The organism is Shouchella sp. JSM 1781072, from assembly GCF_041949915.1.
Classification (GTDB): Bacteria; Bacillota; Bacilli; order Bacillales; family Bacillaceae_D; genus Shouchella.
Map to the genome: position 1 here is coordinate 774,807 of NZ_JBHFQE010000001.1, position 21,938 is coordinate 796,744.

The 21,938-nt window shown below is 42.1% G+C and carries 24 protein-coding genes; 22 read left to right on the forward strand and 2 right to left on the reverse strand.

Going from position 1 to position 21,938, the window contains the following annotated elements; all coding sequences use genetic code 11:
* Positions 1–9: 9 nt before the first annotated feature.
* From sdaAA to rnc, 8 genes are all read left to right on the forward strand, one after another.
* A complete protein-coding gene (gene sdaAA, locus ACE1TH_RS04135; protein WP_099301105.1) occupies positions 10–897 on the forward strand; it encodes an L-serine ammonia-lyase, iron-sulfur-dependent, subunit alpha in 888 nt (295 codons plus the stop codon).
* Positions 897–2,942 (forward strand): ATP-dependent DNA helicase RecG, encoded by a 2,046-nt coding sequence (gene recG, locus ACE1TH_RS04140; protein ID WP_375078407.1) that lies wholly within the window; start codon positions 897–899, stop codon positions 2,940–2,942. Before sdaAA ends, recG begins: the two co-directional genes overlap by 1 nt.
* A gap of 92 nt (positions 2,943–3,034) precedes the next feature.
* On the forward strand, positions 3,035–3,607 hold the full coding sequence (fapR, locus tag ACE1TH_RS04145) for a transcription factor FapR (RefSeq protein ID WP_099301103.1): 573 nt from the start codon (positions 3,035–3,037) through the stop codon (positions 3,605–3,607).
* 2 nt (positions 3,608–3,609) lie between these two features.
* Positions 3,610–4,614: a phosphate acyltransferase PlsX gene (gene plsX, locus ACE1TH_RS04150; protein WP_099301102.1), complete on the forward strand. Its 1,005-nt coding sequence runs from the start codon at positions 3,610–3,612 to the stop codon at positions 4,612–4,614.
* The gene (fabD, locus tag ACE1TH_RS04155; RefSeq protein ID WP_375078408.1) at positions 4,607–5,548 is read left to right on the forward strand and encodes an ACP S-malonyltransferase; all 942 of its coding nucleotides are present in this window, start codon (positions 4,607–4,609) and stop codon (positions 5,546–5,548) included. The genes plsX and fabD overlap by 8 nt, the downstream gene beginning before the upstream one ends.
* A 1-nt stretch (position 5,549) precedes the next feature.
* Positions 5,550–6,293, forward strand: coding sequence for a 3-oxoacyl-[acyl-carrier-protein] reductase (gene fabG / locus ACE1TH_RS04160; protein ID WP_099301100.1), 744 nt, complete (start codon positions 5,550–5,552; stop codon positions 6,291–6,293).
* 71 nt (positions 6,294–6,364) lie between these two features.
* Entirely contained in the window at positions 6,365–6,598 is a 234-nt protein-coding gene (gene acpP / locus ACE1TH_RS04165) for an acyl carrier protein (RefSeq protein ID WP_099301099.1), read from the forward strand.
* Between the two features lie 158 nt (positions 6,599–6,756).
* A complete protein-coding gene (rnc, locus tag ACE1TH_RS04170; protein ID WP_099301098.1) occupies positions 6,757–7,539 on the forward strand; it encodes a ribonuclease III in 783 nt (260 codons plus the stop codon).
* A 43-nt stretch (positions 7,540–7,582) separates the two neighbouring features.
* Here the strand turns inward: rnc and ACE1TH_RS04175 are convergent, their stop codons facing one another.
* A complete protein-coding gene (locus ACE1TH_RS04175) occupies positions 7,583–7,804 on the reverse strand; it encodes a DUF1128 domain-containing protein (RefSeq protein WP_099301097.1) in 222 nt (73 codons plus the stop codon).
* A 175-nt stretch (positions 7,805–7,979) separates the two neighbouring features.
* Between ACE1TH_RS04175 and smc the strand changes: the two genes are divergently transcribed.
* The 14 genes from smc to ylqF all read left to right on the forward strand — a co-directional run bounded on the left by smc (position 7,980) and on the right by ylqF (position 21,130).
* A complete protein-coding gene (smc, locus tag ACE1TH_RS04180) occupies positions 7,980–11,543 on the forward strand; it encodes a chromosome segregation protein SMC (RefSeq protein ID WP_255223366.1) in 3,564 nt (1,187 codons plus the stop codon).
* 8 nt (positions 11,544–11,551) lie between these two features.
* On the forward strand, positions 11,552–12,538 hold the full coding sequence (gene ftsY, locus ACE1TH_RS04185; protein WP_375078409.1) for a signal recognition particle-docking protein FtsY: 987 nt from the start codon (positions 11,552–11,554) through the stop codon (positions 12,536–12,538).
* A gap of 90 nt (positions 12,539–12,628) precedes the next feature.
* Entirely contained in the window at positions 12,629–12,964 is a 336-nt protein-coding gene (locus ACE1TH_RS04190) for a putative DNA-binding protein (RefSeq protein ID WP_375078410.1), read from the forward strand.
* Positions 12,965–12,983: 19 nt separating this feature from the next.
* The gene (ffh, locus tag ACE1TH_RS04195) at positions 12,984–14,339 is read left to right on the forward strand and encodes a signal recognition particle protein (RefSeq protein WP_099301093.1); all 1,356 of its coding nucleotides are present in this window, start codon (positions 12,984–12,986) and stop codon (positions 14,337–14,339) included.
* Positions 14,340–14,429: 90 nt separating this feature from the next.
* Positions 14,430–14,702 carry a 30S ribosomal protein S16 gene (gene rpsP / locus ACE1TH_RS04200; RefSeq protein ID WP_099301092.1) on the forward strand — a complete coding sequence of 91 codons (273 nt, stop codon included), beginning with the start codon at positions 14,430–14,432 and terminating at the stop codon, positions 14,700–14,702.
* 24 nt (positions 14,703–14,726) lie between these two features.
* Positions 14,727–14,954 (forward strand): KH domain-containing protein, encoded by a 228-nt coding sequence (locus tag ACE1TH_RS04205; RefSeq protein ID WP_099301091.1) that lies wholly within the window; start codon positions 14,727–14,729, stop codon positions 14,952–14,954.
* Between the two features lie 49 nt (positions 14,955–15,003).
* The gene (locus ACE1TH_RS04210) at positions 15,004–15,414 is read left to right on the forward strand and encodes a YlqD family protein (protein WP_099301090.1); all 411 of its coding nucleotides are present in this window, start codon (positions 15,004–15,006) and stop codon (positions 15,412–15,414) included.
* Positions 15,411–15,929, forward strand: a complete 519-nt coding sequence (gene rimM / locus ACE1TH_RS04215) for a ribosome maturation factor RimM (protein WP_255223363.1) — start codon at positions 15,411–15,413, stop codon at positions 15,927–15,929. Before ACE1TH_RS04210 ends, rimM begins: the two co-directional genes overlap by 4 nt.
* On the forward strand, positions 15,929–16,672 hold the full coding sequence (gene trmD / locus ACE1TH_RS04220) for a tRNA (guanosine(37)-N1)-methyltransferase TrmD (RefSeq protein WP_099301088.1): 744 nt from the start codon (positions 15,929–15,931) through the stop codon (positions 16,670–16,672). Before rimM ends, trmD begins: the two co-directional genes overlap by 1 nt.
* Positions 16,673–16,690: 18 nt before the next feature.
* Entirely contained in the window at positions 16,691–18,514 is a 1,824-nt protein-coding gene (locus ACE1TH_RS04225; RefSeq protein ID WP_375078411.1) for an arginine--tRNA ligase, read from the forward strand.
* A gap of 131 nt (positions 18,515–18,645) precedes the next feature.
* Positions 18,646–18,993, forward strand: a complete 348-nt coding sequence (gene rplS / locus ACE1TH_RS04230; RefSeq protein WP_099301086.1) for a 50S ribosomal protein L19 — start codon at positions 18,646–18,648, stop codon at positions 18,991–18,993.
* Positions 18,994–19,162: 169 nt separating this feature from the next.
* The gene (locus ACE1TH_RS04235; RefSeq protein WP_176554259.1) at positions 19,163–19,627 is read left to right on the forward strand and encodes a CHAP domain-containing protein; all 465 of its coding nucleotides are present in this window, start codon (positions 19,163–19,165) and stop codon (positions 19,625–19,627) included.
* A gap of 72 nt (positions 19,628–19,699) precedes the next feature.
* On the forward strand, positions 19,700–20,251 hold the full coding sequence (gene lepB, locus ACE1TH_RS04240; RefSeq protein ID WP_176554258.1) for a signal peptidase I: 552 nt from the start codon (positions 19,700–19,702) through the stop codon (positions 20,249–20,251).
* A 15-nt stretch (positions 20,252–20,266) separates the two neighbouring features.
* Positions 20,267–21,130: a ribosome biogenesis GTPase YlqF gene (gene ylqF, locus ACE1TH_RS04245; protein ID WP_099301083.1), complete on the forward strand. Its 864-nt coding sequence runs from the start codon at positions 20,267–20,269 to the stop codon at positions 21,128–21,130.
* Positions 21,131–21,182: 52 nt separating this feature from the next.
* Here ylqF and ACE1TH_RS04250 read toward each other — a convergent pair whose 3' ends face one another.
* Positions 21,183–21,938 carry a sulfite exporter TauE/SafE family protein gene (locus tag ACE1TH_RS04250; protein WP_255223360.1) on the reverse strand — a complete coding sequence of 252 codons (756 nt, stop codon included), beginning with the start codon at positions 21,936–21,938 and terminating at the stop codon, positions 21,183–21,185.

A 21,938-nucleotide genomic window follows, 5' to 3' on the forward strand; every position in this document is an offset into this window, starting at 1 on the left:
GGAATGGATATGTTTCGTAACGTATCAGAATTGCTTGCTCTAACAGAAGAGAAGCAGTGTTCCATTTCCGAAGCGATGATTCAGCAAGAAATTGAAGTCACTGGAAAATCCAGAGAAGACATTTTATCTAAAATGCGGGTGAATCTTGAGACGATGGAAGCTGCCTCTAAACGAGGAATTGAAGAAGATGTTGTATCTGTTTCTGGTTTAACCGGTGGTGACGGCAAAAAACTTGCAGAATATATTCGTAAAGGGCAGTTTATTGGAGGAGAGACGACTCTTCTTGCTGTTGCGAATGCGATGGCAACCAATGAAGTGAACGCAGCAATGGGAACGATTTGTGCAACGCCTACTGCCGGGTCAGCTGGGGTCGTACCGGGGGTGCTATTTGGAGTTGAAGGGAAATTAAACCCGACTGAAGAACAGAAGCTTGCGTTTCTTTTTACAAGTGGCGCGTTTGGCTTTGTTGTCGCAAACAATGCATCGATCTCTGGTGCTGCTGGTGGATGTCAAGCGGAAGTAGGGTCGGCGACTGGGATGGCGTCCGCTGCTTTAGTAGAATTAGCTGGTGGGACGCCTAAACAATCTGCTCATGCGATGGCGATTGCCTTGAAAAATATGCTCGGGCTTGTGTGTGATCCTGTTGCTGGGCTAGTTGAAGTGCCTTGCGTGAAACGAAATGCAGCTGGTGCGTCTCTAGCAATTACTGCTGCGGATATGGCGCTAGCTGGGATTGAAAGTCGAATTCCGTGTGATGAAGTAATTGAAGCAATGTATCGAATTGGTCAAACAATGCCCGAATCTCTAAGAGAAACTGGTGAAGGTGGCCTTGCAGCAACACCGACAGGACGCCGTTTGGAGGCAGCTGTATTCGGAAAGACAGCTGAACGAGACTAGTGGATTTAACAAAGCTACGTGTAGACACTGTAAAAGGAATTGGGGAAGAAAGCGCAAAAGCTTTGGGAGGTCTTGGAATATATTCGGTCCAAGACCTTTTGGAATTTTTTCCATTTCGATATGAAGATTACTCGTTAAAATCACCAACAGATGTAGCGCATGAAGAGCGCGTCACGATGGTCGGTACTGTTCAAAATGAACCGTCTGTTCGTTATTTTGGAAAGAAAAAAAACCGTTTATCGTTTCGAATGGTCGTGGATGGCGTGCTTGTACAAGTTATTTTCTTTAATCGTGCTTTTTTAAAATCAAAGATAACTGTGCAGGCACCAGTCACTGTAACCGGGAAATGGGATGCGCATCGATTAACGATCACAGGAAACGAGCTTAAATTTGGTGAAGTAGAGCGAGAAGGAAATGTAGAGCCTGTTTATCACGCAACGAGCACGATTTCAAGTAAACAATTACAGCGCTGGATAAAAGTAGCTTTAGATACTTATGCGGATCACTTGGTAGAACCACTCCCTTTATCGATACGGGAACGCTACAAATTGATGAATAAAAGTGAAACAATCCGTCATCTCCATCACCCGCTGCATCCAGAAAAAGTAAAGCAGGCAAGACGACGATATGTTTATGAAGAACTCTTATATTTCCAGCTCCGCATGCGCGTATTTAAGCAGATGAATCGAGAACTGCAATCAGGTAAACGTTTGGATGTTCATCATGAACACATCACCCCATTTTTAGAAAGATTGCCATTTACATTAACCGGTGCACAAGATCAAGCAGTGAAGGACATTTTAACAGACATTGCCTCTCCTTACCGGATGAATCGTTTATTGCAAGGGGATGTAGGATCAGGTAAAACCGCGGTTGCGGCAGCTTGTATGTATGCAGTGGTCAAAGCTGGTTCGCAAAGTGCGCTGATGGCACCAACGGAAATTTTAGCAGAGCAACATGCTAAGTCTCTTGTAGATTGGTTTGAACCACTAGGCATTACTGTCGCCCTTTTAGCGGGATCGGTGAAAGGCAAAAAACGTACGCATTTACTTGAACATATTGCCTCTGGCGATGTTGATATTGTCGTCGGAACGCACGCACTTATTCAAGACGATGTTTCTTTTAATGCGCTCGGTCTTGTGATTACGGATGAACAGCACCGTTTTGGTGTTGAACAGAGAAGGGTGTTGCGTCAAAAAGGAGAAAGCCCCGATGTTTTATTTATGACAGCAACCCCAATTCCTAGAACGCTTGCGATTTCTGTCTTCGGCGATATGGATGTATCTGTGCTTAATGAACTTCCAGCTGGACGAAAGCCAATTGAAACCTATTGGGTCAACCATGATTTGTTTGAACGTGTGTTAACGTTTATCGAAAAAGAAATTAAGGCTGGGCACCAAGCGTACGTGATCAGTCCGCTTATAGAGGAATCAGAAAAACTTGATGTGCAAAATGCGATTGATCTACATACGATGTTGGCGCAGCACTATAACGGGGCTGTTAACGTTGGTTTGATGCACGGACGTTTGTCAGCAGCGGAAAAAGACGAGGTTATGAATGCTTTTGCAAAAAATGAAACGCAATTACTTGTGTCTACAACCGTTGTTGAAGTAGGTGTAAATGTGCCAAATGCGACGGTCATGGTTATTTATGACGCAGATCGATTTGGGCTTGCGCAACTACACCAATTAAGAGGGCGAGTTGGTCGTGGAGAAGCACAATCAACATGCATATTAGTAGCGAAACCGAAATCTGAAGTAGGCAAAGAGCGAATGCGCATCATGACTGAAACGACAGATGGATTTGAGCTATCTGAAAGGGATTTAGAGCTTCGTGGCCCTGGGGACTTTTTCGGCTCAAAACAGAGCGGATTGCCAGATTTCAAACTAGCAGACGTGGTTCATGATTATCGAACCCTTGAAACAGCTCGTCAAGATGCAGACGTCATTATTCGTTCAAATGTGTTAGAGCAAGATCCTGAATATATCCATTTAGCTACCTATTTAAACAGGGTAGGCGCTTACACTGGAGAAAAAATTGATTAAGACTTGAATGAAATCGAAAAGAACTTTATACTAGTCTTAGTACCTAGTCATAATATAAATGATAGATAGACAGATGGATGGAGTAACGAACGATGCGAATAAAGAAAAAGGAACGGCAAGTACAACTTACCAAACTGCTAAATGAAAATCCATTTATGACAGATGAAGCCTTATCTGAGCATTTTTCCGTTAGTATTCAAACCATACGTTTAGATCGAATGGAAAAAAACATTCCGGAATTACGAGAGCGCATTAAAGATGTTGCCTACCAGCATCGGGATACGGTCATCTCGTTATCCCCAGATGAAATCATTGGTGAAATTATTGATCTTGTTTTAGAGAAACAAGCGATATCAATTTTTGAAGTGAATGAAGAGCACGTATTTGCCCGTAATGGAATTGCTCGTGGCCATCACTTATTTGCGCAAGCCAATTCATTAGCAGTTGCGTTAATGAATAATGAGCTTGTATTAACAGCTAAAGCAGATATTCATTTTAGACGCCCTGTTCGGCTAGGGGAGCGAGTAATTGCAAAAGCGGAAGTGAAGGAAACCCAAGGTGAACGAACGAAAGTCACCGTTACGAGTAAAGTGAATCAAGAAATCGTATTTGATGGTGAATTTTTTATGTTTAAGCAAGTAGAATCGGAAGAAAAGGGCGATTGATCATGAGAATAGCAATTGATGCAATGGGTGGCGATCACGCCCCGAAAGCACAAGTAGATGCCGCTATTCGAGCGGTGAAAGAATTCAGCGACCTTGAGGTAACGTTAATTGGCGATGAGGAAAAAATAAAGCCTCTCTTATCTGAAGTGAACAAACAAATAACGATTATGCATACAGTAGAGTCGATCTTAGATACAGATAAACCGACAACAGCTGTTCGTCGAAAAAAAGATGCTTCAATGGTGTTAGCAGTGAATGAAGTAAAGCAAAATCGTGCAAGTGCTGCCATTTCATCTGGAAATACAGGTGCCTTGATGACGGCGGGCTTACTTTATGTTGGACGGCAAAACGGCATTGATCGTCCAGCGCTATCTCCAATGCTGCCGACTAAAAATGGTAACGGCTTTTTGCTTTTAGATGTTGGTGCGAATATGGAAGCGAAACCTGAACACCTTCTTCAATATGCGGTTATTGGAGATGCCTATATGCAAAAAATTCATCAGGTGGAGCAGCCGCGCATTGGTCTTTTAAATGTCGGTACCGAAGCAGGAAAAGGAACAGAACTAACAAAAGAAGCGTATAAACTACTAGATGAAAGTTCGCTTCATTTTGTAGGGAACGTTGAAGCTAGAGACTTACTAGACGGTGTCTGTGATGTCGTTGTCTGCGATGGCTTTTCAGGAAATTTAGTCTTAAAAACCATTGAAGGAACAGCGAAAATGCTGTTTTCAATGTTGAAATCAGAATTAACGAGTTCATTTTCAGCAAAGCTTGCGGCGGGCGTGTTAAAGCCGAAACTAACAGGATTAAAAAACAAAATGGATTACTCCGAATACGGTGGTGCAGGTTTGTTTGGCTTAAAAGCACCTGTGATAAAAGCACATGGTTCTTCAGATGCAAATGCGTTCTTCCATGCAATACGCCAAGCCAAGCTTATGGTCGATCAAGACGTTGTTTCCGTCGTTGAAGCGAATATCACAGCAAATAGGAGGTCTGAACATGAGTAAGGTTGCGTTTTTATTTCCTGGTCAAGGCTCGCAAAAAGTTGGCATGGGAACGGAATTTTTTTCATCCAACGAACGAGCTAACGCGATTGTGGAACAAGCAGATCAGGCGCTAGGCTTTTCGTTGCGAGAGTTAATGAAAGAAGGTCCTGAAGAGACTTTAAAACAAACTGCTTATGCGCAACCTGCCCTTGTAACGATGAGCACGGCAGTTCTGCAATTATTTCATGAGCAAGGCATTCAACCAGATTATGTGGCAGGACACAGTTTAGGGGAATACGCAGCTCTTGTTGCGAGTGACGCGATATCGTTTGAAGAAGCGGTTGTGCTTGTGCACGAGCGAGGAACATTAATGGAGCAAGCTGTTCCAAATGGTCAAGGCGCTATGGTGGCGGTGCTAGGACTTGAACAAGAGACGCTACAGTCTATTTGTACGGAAGTGACAGACGGCGGGGAAGTCGTTGATCTTGCAAATTTAAACTGCCCTGGTCAAATTGTGTTGTCTGGGACAGCGGAAGGAATTCAACAAGCAAGTGCGCTTGCTAAAGAAAAAGGGGCAAGACGAGCGCTCCCACTTGCTGTAAGTGGTCCATTTCACTCTTCATTAATGAAGCCTGCAGCAGAACAATTTGAAGCAAATTTACATCGTGCTACAATTACGATGCCAATGGTGCCTGTTGTCGCAAACGTGACCGCTGACGTGGTTCACGCGCCGGAAGTCATTCGAGCGCTTCTTGCTGAGCAGTTGTATTCTCCGGTCCGGTTTGAAGAAAGCATTCAGCGTATGATTGATTTAGGTGTTCAAACGTTTATTGAAATCGGAGCTGGCAATGTTTTAACTGGATTAGTAAAAAAAATAAACCGTGATGTACAAGCGTATGCGGTGAATGACGAAGCATCGTTTAATAAAGTCGTTGAGGTGCTGAAAGGGGAATAACATGTTCACTGGACAAACAGCAATTGTAACAGGTGCTTCTAGAGGGATTGGAAAAGCGATCGCGCTAGAATTAGCGAAAAATGGCGCTAATATTGTTGTGAATTTTGCAGGAAATGAAGCGAAAGCTGAAGAAGTTGTAAGTGAAATTAACGCGTTAGGTCGAGAAGCAATGGCCATTCGAGCGAATGTAGCGGTTGAAGATGAGGTAAAAGGTATGATTAAAGAAACCGTTACGCGTTTTGGCTCTGTTGACATTCTTGTTAACAACGCAGGGATTACCCGTGACAACTTAGTGATGCGTATGAAAGAATCAGATTGGGATGAGGTATTAGCCATAAACCTTAAAGGCGTATTCCATTGTGCGAAGGGTGTTAGCCGTCAAATGATGAAACAACGGTCTGGACGGATTATTAATGTCGCATCTGTTGTAGGAGTGTTAGGAAATCCTGGTCAAGCGAATTATGTCGCTGCCAAAGCAGGAGTAATTGGTCTGACAAAAACATTGGCAAAAGAATTTGCTTCTAGGAATATTCTCGTAAATGCGGTGGCGCCAGGATTCATTACAACGGATATGACAAATGAACTAGAAGGCGATACGAAGGATGCGCTCTTAGGCCAAATTCCACTTGCGAAACTTGGTCAGCCAGAAGATGTCGCTCGTGTTGTTCGTTTTTTAGCAAGTGAAGATGCTGCCTATATGACTGGACAAACGTTACACGTCGATGGCGGGATGGCAATGCCATAAAATGTGTTGACATGCAATCGATGTGTCAGTACAATTTCATTTGCTGACACTTTTGAGAGGAGGTGACTTGTGTGGCTGATGTAATGGAGCGCGTAACGAAAATCGTCGTTGACCGTTTAGGTGTTGAAGAATCAGAAGTAACGCTTGAAGCGTCATTTAAAGATGACTTAAAAGCTGACTCACTTGATGTGGTGGAGCTTGTGATGGAACTCGAAGATGAGTTTGACATGGAAATTGCTGATGAAGATGCAGAGAAAATTGCAACGGTTAAAGATGTTGTCGACTACATAAATAACAACGTATAACCGATTGAAGAGAGCCCTTTCAGCGACCCTGTCAGGGCTCTTTAACACATCTTTACACATATAGAACAGAAAGAATCTGTTAAAATGATGACAGGAGAAAGAAATTACAAGAGTTTGTGCTCTTACATTTTTTAAGCTCCAGCATCTGGAGGTAGCATATGGTACAACCATCAAAATATCAACGAAAATCAAAACCACAAGATCGAAAACGAACGCAACGTCGCTTAGAACTCACGGAACAACAAAAGCGTCAATTTGATGATCTACTCGTACGTACGTCACTAACATTTGAAAATCGCAAACTGTTGATTCAAGCATTTACACATTCATCCTATGTGAATGAACAGCGTATTTTTTCTTCTTCGGATAATGAACGCTTGGAATTCCTTGGTGATGCGGTGCTAGAACTTGCTGTTTCACAGTATTTGTTTAAAACATATAAAGCAATGAGTGAAGGCGACATGACGAAGCTAAGGGCGTCCATTGTATGTGAACCATCACTTGCTACATTCGCTGAAGAATTAAACTTCGGAGAACTCGTTTTACTTGGAAAAGGGGAAGAAGTAACCGGTGGGCGAACGCGGCCGGCTTTATTAGCGGATGTGTTTGAGGCTTTCATTGGCGCACTATACCTTGACCAAGGTTTGGATGCTGTTTTCTTATTCTTATCACGTTTTATGTACCCGAAGATTAAAGAAGGGGCATTCACCCATAAGATGGATTTTAAAAGTCAGCTACAAGAATTTGTCCAGCGTGATAATCGTGGTCAAATCAAGTACCAAATCGTGCAAGAACGAGGTCCTGCACACGACCGTGAATTTGTCTCGAATGTGCGGTTAAATGAAGAAACGATTGGGACCGGTACAGGACGTTCAAAGAAAGAAGCGGAGCAATTGGCTGCGAAACAAGCACTCGATGCGTTAAATTGGAAAAAAAGCTAGAGAAAAGAAGCAATTAGGCTCCTTTTTTCTAGCTTTCTTTTTATTACGTTTCACGAAGTTGTCCCAGCTCTTGAACAATTTCATCCATTTCACTAATAGAAAAAGACGGCTGTCTCATCACATGTGTATGTAAAGCGATTAAATCGTCATGTTTAGTAGGTGAAACACTATTGGCTTTAATGACGCTAGCATTGACAACGTTTAACTTCTTTTTAATCTCTTCAACTAATGTTTCTACTTCATTTGAAGATAAAGATTGACCCATCGAAACCCCTCCTTTATATGAATAAACTTACGATAACACGTTTTCGAATGAAACAAAACTCTGAAGAGATTTTCCACATGTCACAAGGTTTTTTTATGTGATAGAATAGGATGGTTCATAGAATAAATGATTAAGAAGTGAAGATTAGTATTGAGTATGAAAGCAGGGAAGGTTTATGTTCCTTAAACGGATAGAGGTCAAAGGGTTTAAATCCTTTGGCGAACCGATACAGGTTGATTTCGTCCAAGGTGTAACAGCTGTTGTTGGACCAAACGGTAGCGGGAAAAGTAATATTGCGGACGGTATTCGATGGGTATTAGGTGAACAAAGTGCACGTTCGCTTCGAGGGGCGAAAATGGAAGATGTCATTTTTGCTGGGAGTGATACGAGAAAAGCGGTAAATGTCGCAGAAGTATCGCTTATCTTAGATAACGAAGATGAGCACTTAGCGATTGATTATAGTGAAGTTCGCGTAACGCGACGCCTGTATCGTTCAGGAGAGAGCGAGTATTTATTGAACGGAACGACGTGTCGATTAAAAGATATAACGGATTTATTTTTAGATTCTGGCCTTGGGCGCGAAGCTTATTCGATTATTGGTCAGGGGAAAATTGAAGAAATTTTGAGTAGCAAGGCGGAGCAACGACGGTTAATTTTTGAAGAAGCCGCTGGCGTTTTAAAATACAAAACAAGAAAGTTAACTGCTGAAAAACGATTAAATCAAACAGAAGAAAATTTGCATCGTGTCAATGACATTTTAAATGAGCTTGAAGATCAAGTTGAGCCATTGCGCGAACAAGCAGCTGTTGCAAAAGAGTACAATCGTTTAAAAGAAGAATTAGAACAGCTAGACGTGCAAGTGATAACAGAAGAAATTTCTCATTTACATACAGAGTGGGAAAGCCAATCGCTGGAATTAGCAAACTTAAAAACACTCATTGAAAAACAACGAACTCAACTGGCCTCTAATGAAGAAGAACTAGAGACAATACGACAACAACAGCGCTCTAGTCGTGAAAAAAGTTCAGACGTTCAGCAGCGTTATTTGCAGATTAGTGAAGAGCTTGAAAAAAACGAAGGCCGAAAAGGCATTTTAGAAGAAAAACAACGAAGCAAACAAAAAGATGAAGAACAAAGTAAACAAGCATTGGCTCAAAAACAAGAAGAGAAAGACCGATTGGCGCTAAAGAAAGCAGAATTAGAAAAAGAAAATGAGACGCTAACGCAAAAGAGTCGCGCTATAAATGAAGCCTATCAAAAGCTAGAAAAAACCCTTTCGCAATCAAAAGAAACGATCGCAGCTCATATTGAAGATGCAAAAGGAGACTACATTGAGTGGTTAAATGAGCAAGCGTCTCTTCGAAATGAACGTCGTTACTTAAATGAACAAGTCGAGCAAAAACAACGCTATTCAGATAAAAATCAGTCTGAACTAGCCTCTCTTGATGAAACGCTTCTTGAAGGTGAACGCGAATTAAAAAAACAAAAAGCGGAACTGGATGCGATTCAATCAAAAGTAGAGAAGCAAAAAGAGGAATTATATGCTCTTCGTGAAACGGAAGAATCGGAAAAAGAAGCGCTGTTCAAAAAAGAAACGAAGCTGTATGAAGCCTATAAAATCATGCAAAAAGTGGATGGGCGCAGAGAAGCTTTGCAAGAAATGGAAGAGGATTTCTCTGGCTTCTTTCAAGGTGTAAAAGAAGTATTAAAACAGCGGAATCGATTAACAGGCGTCATTGGAGCGGTTGCAGAATTAATTCATGTTCCGCAAAGAGTGGAAAAAGCGATTGACATCGCCCTTGGTGGACAAGCACAGCACGTGATTGTGGAAGACGATGCTGCCGCTCGGGCTGCGATTGGGTATTTACGCGATCAGCGAGCTGGACGGGCGACATTTTTACCTGTTAAAACGATTAAACCTCGGGTTATTCCAGAAGCGGTCGTAGGAGCCCTTAGCCGGGAACAAGGATTTGTTAGTATTGCTTCGGATGCTGTAAGTGTCAATGAAAGCTACCAGCATGTGATTCAGTCTTTGCTTGGGACGACAATTATTGTAGAAGAACTAAAAGCAGCCAATCGAATTGCTAAACAATTTAACCACCGTTATCGGCTCGTAACCCTTGAAGGAGATGTCGTGAATCCTGGTGGTTCGATGACAGGAGGAAGCGTCAAACAAAATCAATCATCGCTGATAAGTCGAAAGCGTGAAAAAGAAGAATTAGATGAGAAAAAAGCACAGCTAGACGAAGCGATTGCTTCCTTAGAACAACAGGTTGCTACCTTTAAAACAGCTCGAGATGAAAAACAGGGTCACATTCAAGTGTTACAAGAGAAAGAATCGGCGTTGGTGCATGACTATGAACAAATCAAACAAGCTTACCAAAGTAAAGAGCTTGAGGTTACACAATTAAAACGCGAACATGAGCGGCTAGAACGGTTAAAAGCGTCAGATGAACAAGAAGGCGACGTAACGAAGAAACGCTTATCTGACATTGAGCAAGCTGAGCAACGTGCCGTGCAAGAAGCAGCTCAATTAGAGAAAAAAATTGAAGAGCTTCAGCTTCAGCTCGATCATGAGCAAGTAGCGAAAGAAAAAGCGCGGGCGGAGTTAACGGAATTGAAAGTGCAGCGAGCAGAAATTCGTCAGCAGCTCAATTATAACCAAAGTCAACTTGAAGAAACGACAAGACAATTCGAGCAGGTCGTACAAGCGCTTGAATTGGAGGTAGAAAACTATCAATTGCTCCATTCAAGTTCTGGTGAGCAGACGCTAACAAAAGAGTCGCTAACAAAATTAATTACAGACGGCACCAACGAAAAAGCGTCTCTTGCAAAACAATTAGACTTATTAAATGACGAAGAGACGAAGTACCATGAAAAATATGAACGCCTTGGCAAAGAAAATAAGCACAATCAAGAGGAACTGGAGACGATTTTGACGAAGAGTCAAACGTTAGAAGTGCGAGTGAATCGTCTTGATGTCGATTTGGACTATCGCTTAAATCGCTTAAGAGAAGAGTATGAGCTGTCTTACGAAGGAGCGAAGCAACGGTATCCCATGTCAGAAACGCTTGATGAGGCGAAAAAGAAGCTGACGCTGACAAGGCGTTCAATTGAAGAACTAGGTGTCATTAATCTTGGTGCGATAGACGAATATGAAAGGATTAATGGTCGATACCAATTTTTAACGGCGCAGCGAACAGACTTGCTTGACGCCAGGCAGTCGCTTGATCAGGCAATTGAGGAAATGGATGAAGAGATGAGCAAACGATTTATGACGACTTTTGCGCGTATTCGTACTCATTTTCAAGAAGTGTTTGTGAAGTTATTTGGCGGCGGCGATGCGGATTTAATCTTAACGGATGAAAACGCGCCACTGACAACAGGCATAGATATTGTGGCTCGACCTCCTGGAAAGAAAAAACAGCAGCTTGGCTTGCTTTCTGGCGGAGAACGGGCGTTAACGGCCATTGCGCTCTTGTTTGCGATCCTCCAAGTGCGCCCAGTGCCGTTCTGTGTGCTAGATGAAGTCGAGGCGGCGTTAGATGAAGCGAACGTAAGTCGCTTTGCCCAGTATTTACGCGATTTTTCCACTCGCACTCAGTTTATTGTCGTAACGCACCGTAAAGGGACGATGGAAGGTGCTGACGTCCTGTACGGGGTCACAATGGAAGAGTCAGGCGTATCAAGAGTCGTTTCTGTTCGGTTAGAAGAATCAAGACAAATGATTGAAAGTTAGGTGAGCCAATGAGCTTTTTTAAAAAATTAAAAGATAAGATGACACAGCAAACAACCGATGTATCAGAAAAATTTAAGAGTGGTTTAGAGAAAACGAGAACGAGCTTCTCAGGAAAGATGAACGAACTTGTTGCTCGCTACAGGAAAGTCGATGAAGACTTTTTTGAAGAGCTAGAAGAACTGTTAATTAGTGCAGATGTCGGTGTGACGAATGTAATGGAACTTGTTGATGAGTTAAAAGATGAAGTTCGTCTACGCAATATTAAAGACACGGTCGAAATCCAGCCAGTTATCTCAGAAAAGCTTGCTGGCCTGCTTGAAAAAGATGGAGACGATGCAGGGTTAAACCTGAAAGAAAACGAGTTGTCTGTTATTCTCGTTGTTGGTGTGAACGGAGTTGGCAAGACAACGTCCATTGGTAAACTGGCGCATCTTTTAAAGAGTCAAGGGAAATCCGTTGTGCTAGCAGCTGGCGATACGTTTCGAGCTGGGGCGATTGAACAACTCGACGTTTGGGGAGAACGAGTCGGTGTGCCTGTCATTAAACAGCAAGCCGGGTCAGACCCAGCAGCGGTCATGTATGATGCGGTGGCAGCGGCAAAATCAAGGCAAGCGGACGTGCTTATTTGTGATACAGCTGGGCGACTACAAAACAAAGTCAATTTGATGAACGAACTTGCAAAAGTGAAACGTGTTATTGAGCGAGAAGTGCCTGGCGCGCCTCACGAAGTCTTGCTCGTGCTTGATGCGACCACAGGTCAAAATGCTTTAGCACAAGCAAAAGCATTTGGACAATCGACGGATGTGACAGGCTTAGTTCTTACAAAACTCGATGGAACAGCCAAAGGGGGAATTGTTATTGCAGTTCGGCAAGAACTCGACATCCCTGTTAAATTTATTGGGCTAGGTGAGCAAAAAGACGACTTACAGCCATTTGATGCGGAACAGTTCGTTTATGGCCTTTTTAAAGACATGATTGAATCGAACGAAGCGTAGTTAATTATGTTGTTAAGATAAAAACTTGACAGCAGAACGTTGATGTTGTAACATGTTTAATCGTAAAGGGAATTGACTTAACAAGGAGAAATGACCGTGCTCGATAAGACGTTACGCATGAACTACTTGTTTGATTTTTATCAGCCCTTATTAACGGAAAAACAGCAAAACTACATGACCCGTTATTATTTAGATGACTATTCGCTTGGTGAGATTGCTGATGAATATGAAGTGAGCCGCCAAGCAGTGTATGATAACATTCGACGAACGGAAACGATGCTTGAAGATTATGAGGCAAAGCTTGGTTTGTTAGAAAAGTTTGAAGCCCGTCGTTCGATTGTATCGCGTTTACGCGAATACGCTAAAGAGGACGATAGAGAGCAGCTGTTGAATGAACTGACGGATCAATTAGAGAAACTTGATTAGGACGTAGGAGGCGATTTTATTGGCATTTGAAGGACTCGCCGCACGCCTGCAAGATACGTTAACCAAAATCCGCGGAAAAGGAAAAGTAAGTGAACAAGACATCAAAGAAATGATGCGTGAAGTTCGCTTAGCTCTTCTTGAAGCAGATGTTAACTTCAAAGTCGTGAAGCAGTTTATTGCGAGTGTGAAAGAAAAAGCGTTAGGTCAAGAAGTCATGAAAAGCTTAACGCCAGGGCAACAAGTCATCAAAGTGGTGAATGAAGAGTTAACGGCATTAATGGGCTCTGAACAGAGCAAAATTGCAGTTGCCTCAAAAGCACCAACGATTGTGATGATGGTTGGGTTGCAAGGTGCTGGTAAGACAACAACTACGGCAAAACTTGCGAACCATCTACGCAAAAACCACAATCGTAAGCCACTTTTGGTTGCTTGTGATGTCTACCGTCCTGCCGCAATTAAGCAGTTAGAAACGCTTGGTAAACAGCTTGACATGCCTGTGTTTTCACTAGGCGATCAAGTAAGTCCCGTTGAAATTGCGAAACAAGCGGTTCAAAAGGCAAAAGAAGAGCACCATGATTATGTTCTTCTTGATACTGCTGGGCGCTTGCATATTGACGAAACGTTAATGACCGAGCTCTCGGACATTAAGGAAACGGTCAAGCCTGATGAAATTTTACTTGTGGTTGACTCCATGACAGGTCAAGACGCTGTCAACGTAGCGGAAAGCTTTAATGAGCAGCTAGATGTGACAGGCGCAGTCTTAACGAAGCTTGATGGCGATACCCGTGGAGGTGCCGCAATCTCGATTAAAGCGGTAACGAACACGCCGATTAAATTCGCAGGTATGGGGGAAAAGATCGACCAGCTCGAAGCGTTCCACCCAGAGCGAATGGCATCCCGGATTTTAGGGATGGGAGATGTTCTTTCTCTTATTGAAAAAGCACAAACAAATGTAGATGAAGAAAAAGCAAAAGAACTAGAGAAGAAATTGCGGACAATGGACTTTACATTTGATGACTTTTTAGAGCAGTTAGAACAAGTCAAAAGCATGGGCCCGTTAGAAGATTTACTTGGTATGATGCCAGGTATGAACAAAAAGGGTATGAAAGATTTAAAAGTTGATGAAAACCAACTTGTTCGAGTTGAAGCGATTGTTAAATCAATGACCCCCCTTGAAAAGCGTGATCCCGCTGTGATTAATGGAAGTCGTCGGAAGCGAATTGCGAAAGGAAGCGGTACGACCATTCAGGACGTGAACCGCTTATTGAAACAATTTGAAGATATGAAGAAGATGATGAAACAAATGTCGGGTATGCAAGCTGGAAAAGGGAAAAAACGAGGTAAAGGTCTCGGTGGGTTTAAACTCCCATTTTAAATCGTACTGATTTAAAAAAACCTTGTCCGAACGTATCATTAATGATATGATTAAAAATTGTGTTTAATATTATTTGGAGGTGTACAGCTAATGGCTGTTAAAATTCGATTAAAGCGTATGGGTTCTAAAAAAGCCCCATTTTACCGTGTAGTAGTTGCAGATTCTCGTTTCCCACGTGATGGACGATTCATTGAAGAGATTGGAACATATAATCCAATCGCTCAACCTGCTAAAGTGGAGATCAAAGAAGATAAAGCACTTGAGTGGATGTTAAAAGGTGCGAAGCCTTCTGATACAGTTCGTAACTTGTTCTCAAATGCAGGTCTTATGGAAAAGCTTCACAACGAAAAAAACGCTAAATAATCACTCCTAAGGAGGATCAAATGGATGAAAGCTTTGGTTGAACATATTGCGAAATCATTAGTGGATTACCCTGATGCTGTGCAAGTCGAAGAAGCGCAAGAGGAAAGAACAACGGTTTTACGTCTTTCTGTCCATCCAGATGATATGGGAAAAGTGATTGGAAAGCAAGGCAAAACAGCGAAGGCGATTCGTTCAGTGCTTTATGCTGCAAACAAACAACATGAGCGGGTACGACTCGATATTGCTGATTGAAAAGGGAGAGGGAAACCTCACCCTTTTTTTTGCATAGGAGGAATGTGTGATGAAATGCATCCGGAAAGCATCTGTCAAACACGTATTGACTGAAAAGAAACGTCAGGAATTGGCACAATCATTCCAAGAGGAACAAGCGCAATATGAAAAAGAAGTGAAGCAGCTAGAATTTCAACTTCAGCGTGCCCAAAAAAAAGCATCCGCACAAACAGCACCTTCACTGAAAGAAAGATTCGATTCAGAAATTAAAAAACGGCAAGATAAGCTACAGTCAATCCAGTTTAAATCCGAACAACTACATCATTTAGCGGACGGCACAGAAGTATTTGTTGAATACACAGATGTGTTAGTCGATGTAGCTGTAGGTGAAAAGTGGGTTTCAGCACAAGCGCCGTTGACGATTGTTGTAAAAGATGGCATGATACATGAAATTAGAGAAAGCGAGAACAAAGACACATGACACAATGGTTTAATGTTGGAAGACTTGTAAATACACACGGTGTTCGTGGAGAAGTAAGAGTATTAGCAAATACTGATTTTGGAGAAGAGCGATTTGCAATTGGATCGCAACTAAAAGTAGCCGGTCGACCAGAAGAAAAAGGAACGATGCTACAAGTCGCAAGCCATCGTAAGCATAAGACTTTCGATTTGCTGACGTTTGAAGGCTACACGAATATAAATGAGGTAGAGGGCTTTAAAGGAAACTACCTGTATGTATCTGAAAAGCTCTTAAGTGAACTTGAAGAGCACGAGTTTTATTACCATGAGATCATCGGCTGTCGGGTTACTGATGAAGAGGGAAATGATCTGGGGACGATTACAGACATTATTGAAACAGGGGCAAATGATGTGTGGGTAGTACAACGCTCAGGCAAAAAAGACTTACTTCTTCCATATATTGAACAGGTGATAAAAGAAGTCGATCTTGAAGCAAGCGTTGTGAAAGTTCACGTAATGGAAGGGTTAGACGATTGATGAAAATTGATATATTAACATTATTCCCGGAAATGTTTTCAGGGGTGTTTGGATCATCAATTTTAAAACAAGCACAAGAAAAAGGCGTTGTTTCCTTTCGCGCAATTGATTTTCGCGGATTCACTGAAAATAAGCACAAGAAAGTGGATGACTATCCGTATGGTGGTGGAGCTGGAATGGTGCTGACCCCCCAGCCGATATTTGATGCTGTGAATCAGATTACGGAGCAACAGGAAACGAAACCGAGAGTTGTGTTGCTTTGTCCGCAAGGCGAGCGATTTACTCAAGCAAAAGCTGAAGAATTTGCAAACGAAGAACATCTAGTGTTTCTGTGTGGGCACTATGAAGGATTTGATGAGCGCGTACGGCAATTCCTCGTAACGGACGAAGTATCAATTGGAGATTTTGTCTTAACTGGCGGTGAATTAGGTGCGATGGTTATTGCAGATAGCGTTACACGTTTACTTCCTGGTGTGCTCGGAAATGATGATTCTGCCATAACCGATTCATACTCTACGGGGCTTTTGGAGCATCCTCATTATACGCGACCCGCTACATTTCGTGGCATGGATGTACCAGACGTATTGTTATCTGGCCATCACGAAAAGATTGAAGACTGGCGCAGAAAAGAGTCTTTACGGAGAACGTTTCATCGGCGCCCAGATTTACTTGACGTCTATTCATTAACGAAGGAAGATGAGGCATTTATTCAACAGCTAAAAGACGAGCAAAACAAACCATAGCATAAAGGAGAAACAACGATGAACATAGGGCAGGTTTTACAACAAGCGATTGACGATATTGTCGCTTCTTACTCTACAGAGATCCAGATTGAAATCGAACAACCCGCGCAATTATCCCACGGCGATTATGCTACAAATATTGCGCTGAAGCTTGCGCGAGTCGCACGAAAAAATCCATTTGATCTTGCTCATGAGTTGAAATTGAAGTTAGAAGAAAAGCAGTTACCTGTTAAGCAAATTGATGTTGTAAAGCCTGGATTTATTAATTTTTTTGTCGCTTGGGAACAAGTCACATTTGACATGAACCAACTTAAATCAGATCAACAGCGAAAAGTTGTGATCGAACATACGTCCATTAATCCAAATAAATCTGCTCACATTGGTCATCTTCGTAACGCTTGTATCGGTGACACTCTTGCACGCATGATACGATATGATGGAAACCAAGTTGAAACCCATAACTATATTGATGATTTAGGTAATCAGCTTGCAGATACATTAACGGCTCTCCTACATATTGAATCAGATAAACCTGCTGTCCGTTTTGGCGACTATTGTTGGGATGTCTATTCATCTTTGAACCAACTGTACGATAAAGGAGAGCGCTCGACCGAAACGAGAGATGACGTACTACATAAGCTTGAAGAAGGGAATAACAGCGTGTCGTGGCTCGGTTATGCAGTGGCCGACAAACTATCTATGGAGCATGTAGAAGAAATGGGTCAATTCGATATTTCATACGATTTGCTCGTATGGGAAAGAGACATCGTCCGCAATGGTTTTTGGCAAAAAGCGTTTGAAACCTTGCAAACAACAGATGTGTTTTTTAAGCAACAAGAAGGGACGCAAGCAGGTTGCTGGGTCATTCGAACAGGAGAAGAACAAGATGACCACTCATCTGAGTATCTAGCTGATAAAGTGTTAGTACGGTCTAACGGAGTATTGACGTATACAGCTAAGGATATTGCGTACCATATGTGGAAGTTTGGCTTGCTAGAGAACGACTTTTCTTATAAGAAAAAAACAGATACGTTATGGACAACCGCGGCCGATGGACAAGCGCAATCTTTTGGACGCGCTGATACAGTCATTAATGTCATTGATTACCGTCAAGAATACCCGCAAAAAGTCGTAAAACAAGCATTGCATGCAGTTGGCTATGAACAACAAGCAGATCAACTGAAGCATGTTTCTTACGGTGTAGTCTCTTTAAGTAAAAAGACAGCATCCACTTTAGGCCTTGAAACTGTAGAAGGTAAAGATGTATACGCAATGTCAGGACGAAAAGGCATCGGTATTAAGATAAGCGAATTGATTGAAGAAATGAAAGAAGCGATTCGCACTCAAAGTCCGCAAGCGAACGATGCAACAATCGAAGCCCTTACTTTTGCCGCTATTCGTTACAATATGCTTCGCTACAACACAACGTCAGATATTGTATTTGACTTAGAGGAAGCAACGCAAGTAACTGGGAATACAGGGATCTATTTAATTTACACTTATGCTCGGGCAAACAGCATCACGCAAAAAGCACAACAAGAGGGACTCAAGTCTCAAGGGTATTCATTTGTCGAAGCAGAAGATACGGAACGAGCGATTTTAAAACATCTTGCTGGTTGGACTTTGGCTATGGAGCGTGGTGTTAGTGAACTAGAGCCAAATTTACTTTGTACGTATGCATTCGAATTAGCGAGTCTTTACAATCGTTTTTATGCGCAATGTCCAGTCATAAAAGCGTCGCCAGAGCAACAAAAAAGAAGACTGAAACTAACGGGACTGGTCATGGCACAACTAGAAATAATCTTTTCTATTTTAGGGCTACCAAAACTTCAAAGAATTTAACAGACTAGTTGTTTCCAATCGGTGTTTATGCTATGATGATTGTTGTGACTAATGATGAATCATTAGTAAGATTACGATATTCCGCTGCTTTATGAAGCATGAGTGTCTGTTGGGAAGGAGGGAACGATACGATGAGCAACCTGATTAAAGAAATCACTACTGAGCAGTTGCGTACTGATCATCCTGATTTTCGTCCTGGTGATACTCTTTCAATTCACGTAAAAGTTGTTGAGGGTACACGTGAGCGTATTCAGTTATTTGAAGGTGTTGTCATTAAGCGTCGTGGTACTGGTATCAGTGAGACGTTTATTGCACGCAAAATCTCTTATGGTGTAGGTGTTGAACGTACATTCCCACTACATTCACCGAAGATCGAAAAGATCGAAGTGAAGCGTCAAGGACGCGTACGTCGTGCGAAACTTTACTACCTACGTAACCTACGTGGTAAAAAAGCACGTATTAAAGAAATTCGTCGCTAATCAAAACGTTATAACGGCATGCCGTGCTGTAAACGAAAAGAACGTTCCTTCTAGAAGGAACGTTTTTTTGTCGGGTATAAAACTGCTAATAGGTAAAAGGACAGGCATATTAACCGCTTCTGCATACACTAAACCGATGAAGAACGTTTATGTGAAACGGAGGGAAAAGATGTCAAGTGTACAAACTGTTTTATCAATTGCACAGTCACAAATCGGGTTAGAGGAAGAACCAATTAATCAAATCAAATACAATGACTGGTACTATGGCTCGGTTAAAAATGGAGACGAGTATCCATGGTGTGCGACTTTTATTTCTTGGGTGATGCATCAAGCAGGAATATTGTCGGCGGTCTATGGAAAGTATGCCTCATGCCGTCAATTATTTTCAGCTTTAGAAAAACGAGGACGGGTGGTAGACAGCCCTCGAAAAGGGGATCTCGTATTTTTCTGTTGGACCGGAAATGACTTGCTGACCCACATAGGTTTGATTGAAGATGTGTCACTTCTGTCCTTTAGCTCAATTGAAGGAAATTTTTCAGATTGTGTACAGCGAATGGAACGACCGTTTCTTTCCTATGAATACGAAGTTTTTTTTGCTCGGCCAGCGTATGAAGACATGGTTTCGCATTTGTGAGTGCTTCTTTCATATAACCGATGACCAGCGCATAATAAACATGGTATGATAAAGGCAAGGGAGGGGCGCGATATGAAGAGTCGCACAAATCTTGTTGAGTGGGCGAAGATACTCACTATTGCATTAATGACTACCGTTGTTGTCCGCATGTTTTTGTTGGCGCCGATTGTGGTAGATGGCCACTCGATGCAGCCAACGCTTGATTCGGGAGACAAGATGATTGTCAATCAAATCGAATATACCTTCTCGCAGCCAGATCGATTTGATATTATTGTCTTTCATGCCCCTGAAGGAAAGAATTATATTAAACGCGTAATTGGCTTACCAGGAGATGAGCTTGTCTATCGTGAGGATACCTTATATATTAATGGAGAAGCTGTGGAGGAACCTTATTTAGACAGTCTTAAAGGAACCCTTTATCACGGTCAACCGTTAACAGGTGATTTCACGCTCCAAGAGATTACTGGTGAAGCTGTGATTCCAGAAAAATTTTATTTTGTAATGGGAGATAACCGTCGTTTAAGCAAAGACAGTCGAGCCATTGGACTTGTATCGGAAGAGGATGTCATTGGCAAAGCAAATGTCATTTTTTATCCATTTGAAAATATATCAATTGTAGATTAGTAAGTAGGTGTAATGATGAAAACCATTCAATGGTACCCAGGGCATATGGCAAAAGCCCGCAGAGAAATAAATGAAAAGCTTTCAATGATTGATGTGGTCATTGAATTGTTAGATGCGCGAATTCCTTTGTCTTCGCAAAACCCTGTTATTGATGAACTTGTTCAAAATAAACCACGCCTTATTTTATTAAATAAATCGGACTTAGCCGATCCGAAGCAAACAGAGCGTTGGAAGCAATATTTCGAAAGCCAAGGCCATGCTGTTGTGGAAGTAAATTCGCAAACAGGGCAAGGAGTAAAAAAAATTGTCCCTGCATGCCAGTCGTTAGCAAAGGATTTATACAAAAAATGGGAAGCAAAAGGGATGAAGCCAAGAGCGTTACGAGCCGTTATTTTAGGAATACCAAATGTTGGTAAATCAACATTTATTAATCGTCTTGTTAATAAGCGGCAAGCAAAAGTAGGCGACCGTCCTGGTATAACAAAGCAGCAACAGTGGATTAAAGTGGGAACGAGTTTAGATTTACTCGATACACCAGGGATTTTATGGCCGAAGTTTGAAGATCAGGAAGTAGGTTTTCGACTAGCCGCTACAGGTGCAATTAAAGATGAAATTCTTGATTATGGTGATGTGGCAGCATTTGTGCTCCGTTTCTGTATGCAGGCGTATCCTGCGCAGTTGCAAAAGCGTTACGATATTAGTGAAGACGTAGACACGGAAGATATTGGGGCGTTGTTTGATGAAATTGGACGCAAAAGAGGCTGTATTCTACGCGGAGGTCTGATCGATTATGACCGCACGGCAGAGCTTGTTCTGCGGGAATTACGAAGCGGCACGATTGGACGGATGACGTTGGAAAACGTCCCTGAACATGAATAGCTAGGAAAAGAAAAAAGCACGAAGGTCAATGGACCAACTGTGCTTTTTTTCTTTACGAGAAAAATTCAACCATTAAGCGAATCGCCAAAATAAGAACAGTGACGATCAACACAATGCGAATCCACTGTGTATGCTTCCCTAACACCATCCGACTTCCGAGAAACGCACCACCAATGTTTCCGATAGCCAAAACAATTCCAACTAGCCAATTTACTTGGCCATTAACAGCGTAGATAACAAGGGAAAGCGAGACAGAAATTCCAACAATCATGATTTTGATTAATGTTGCTTCAGCGAACGATTTTTTATATAGTAAGATTGCTAGAATCATAATATAAAAGCCGACACCAACTTGAATAAAACCGCTGTAAAACCCAATAAATCCAAATAAAGCGAGACCAATAAAAGAAATAATTGGAGTGAGGACAACAGATTGATCTACTGCTTGAATCGGATTCCAAATTAAAAAAACAATCGATGTAATCATAGTAAGCGCTAAGATTAGGATAAAGACTTGGTCACTTATGGACAAAGCCGATAATGCCCCAAACGCTGCTCCGGTAGCAGCTGCGATGTAAATCGCTGCATGTCGCTTTAATTGAAGCGACTGTTTTTGTTTAAATGTGATGATCGACGTGATGCTTTGCGCGACAATAGCTACGCGATTTGTTGCATTGGCTTCTGTAGCAGGCAGCCCGACAAAAAGTAGTAAGGGGAGTGTTAATAGAGAGCCTCCTGCAGATACGGTGTTTATAATACCGGCAATAAAGCCGATCAGGATAAGGATGATCCCTTCTGTTAAGGCCAT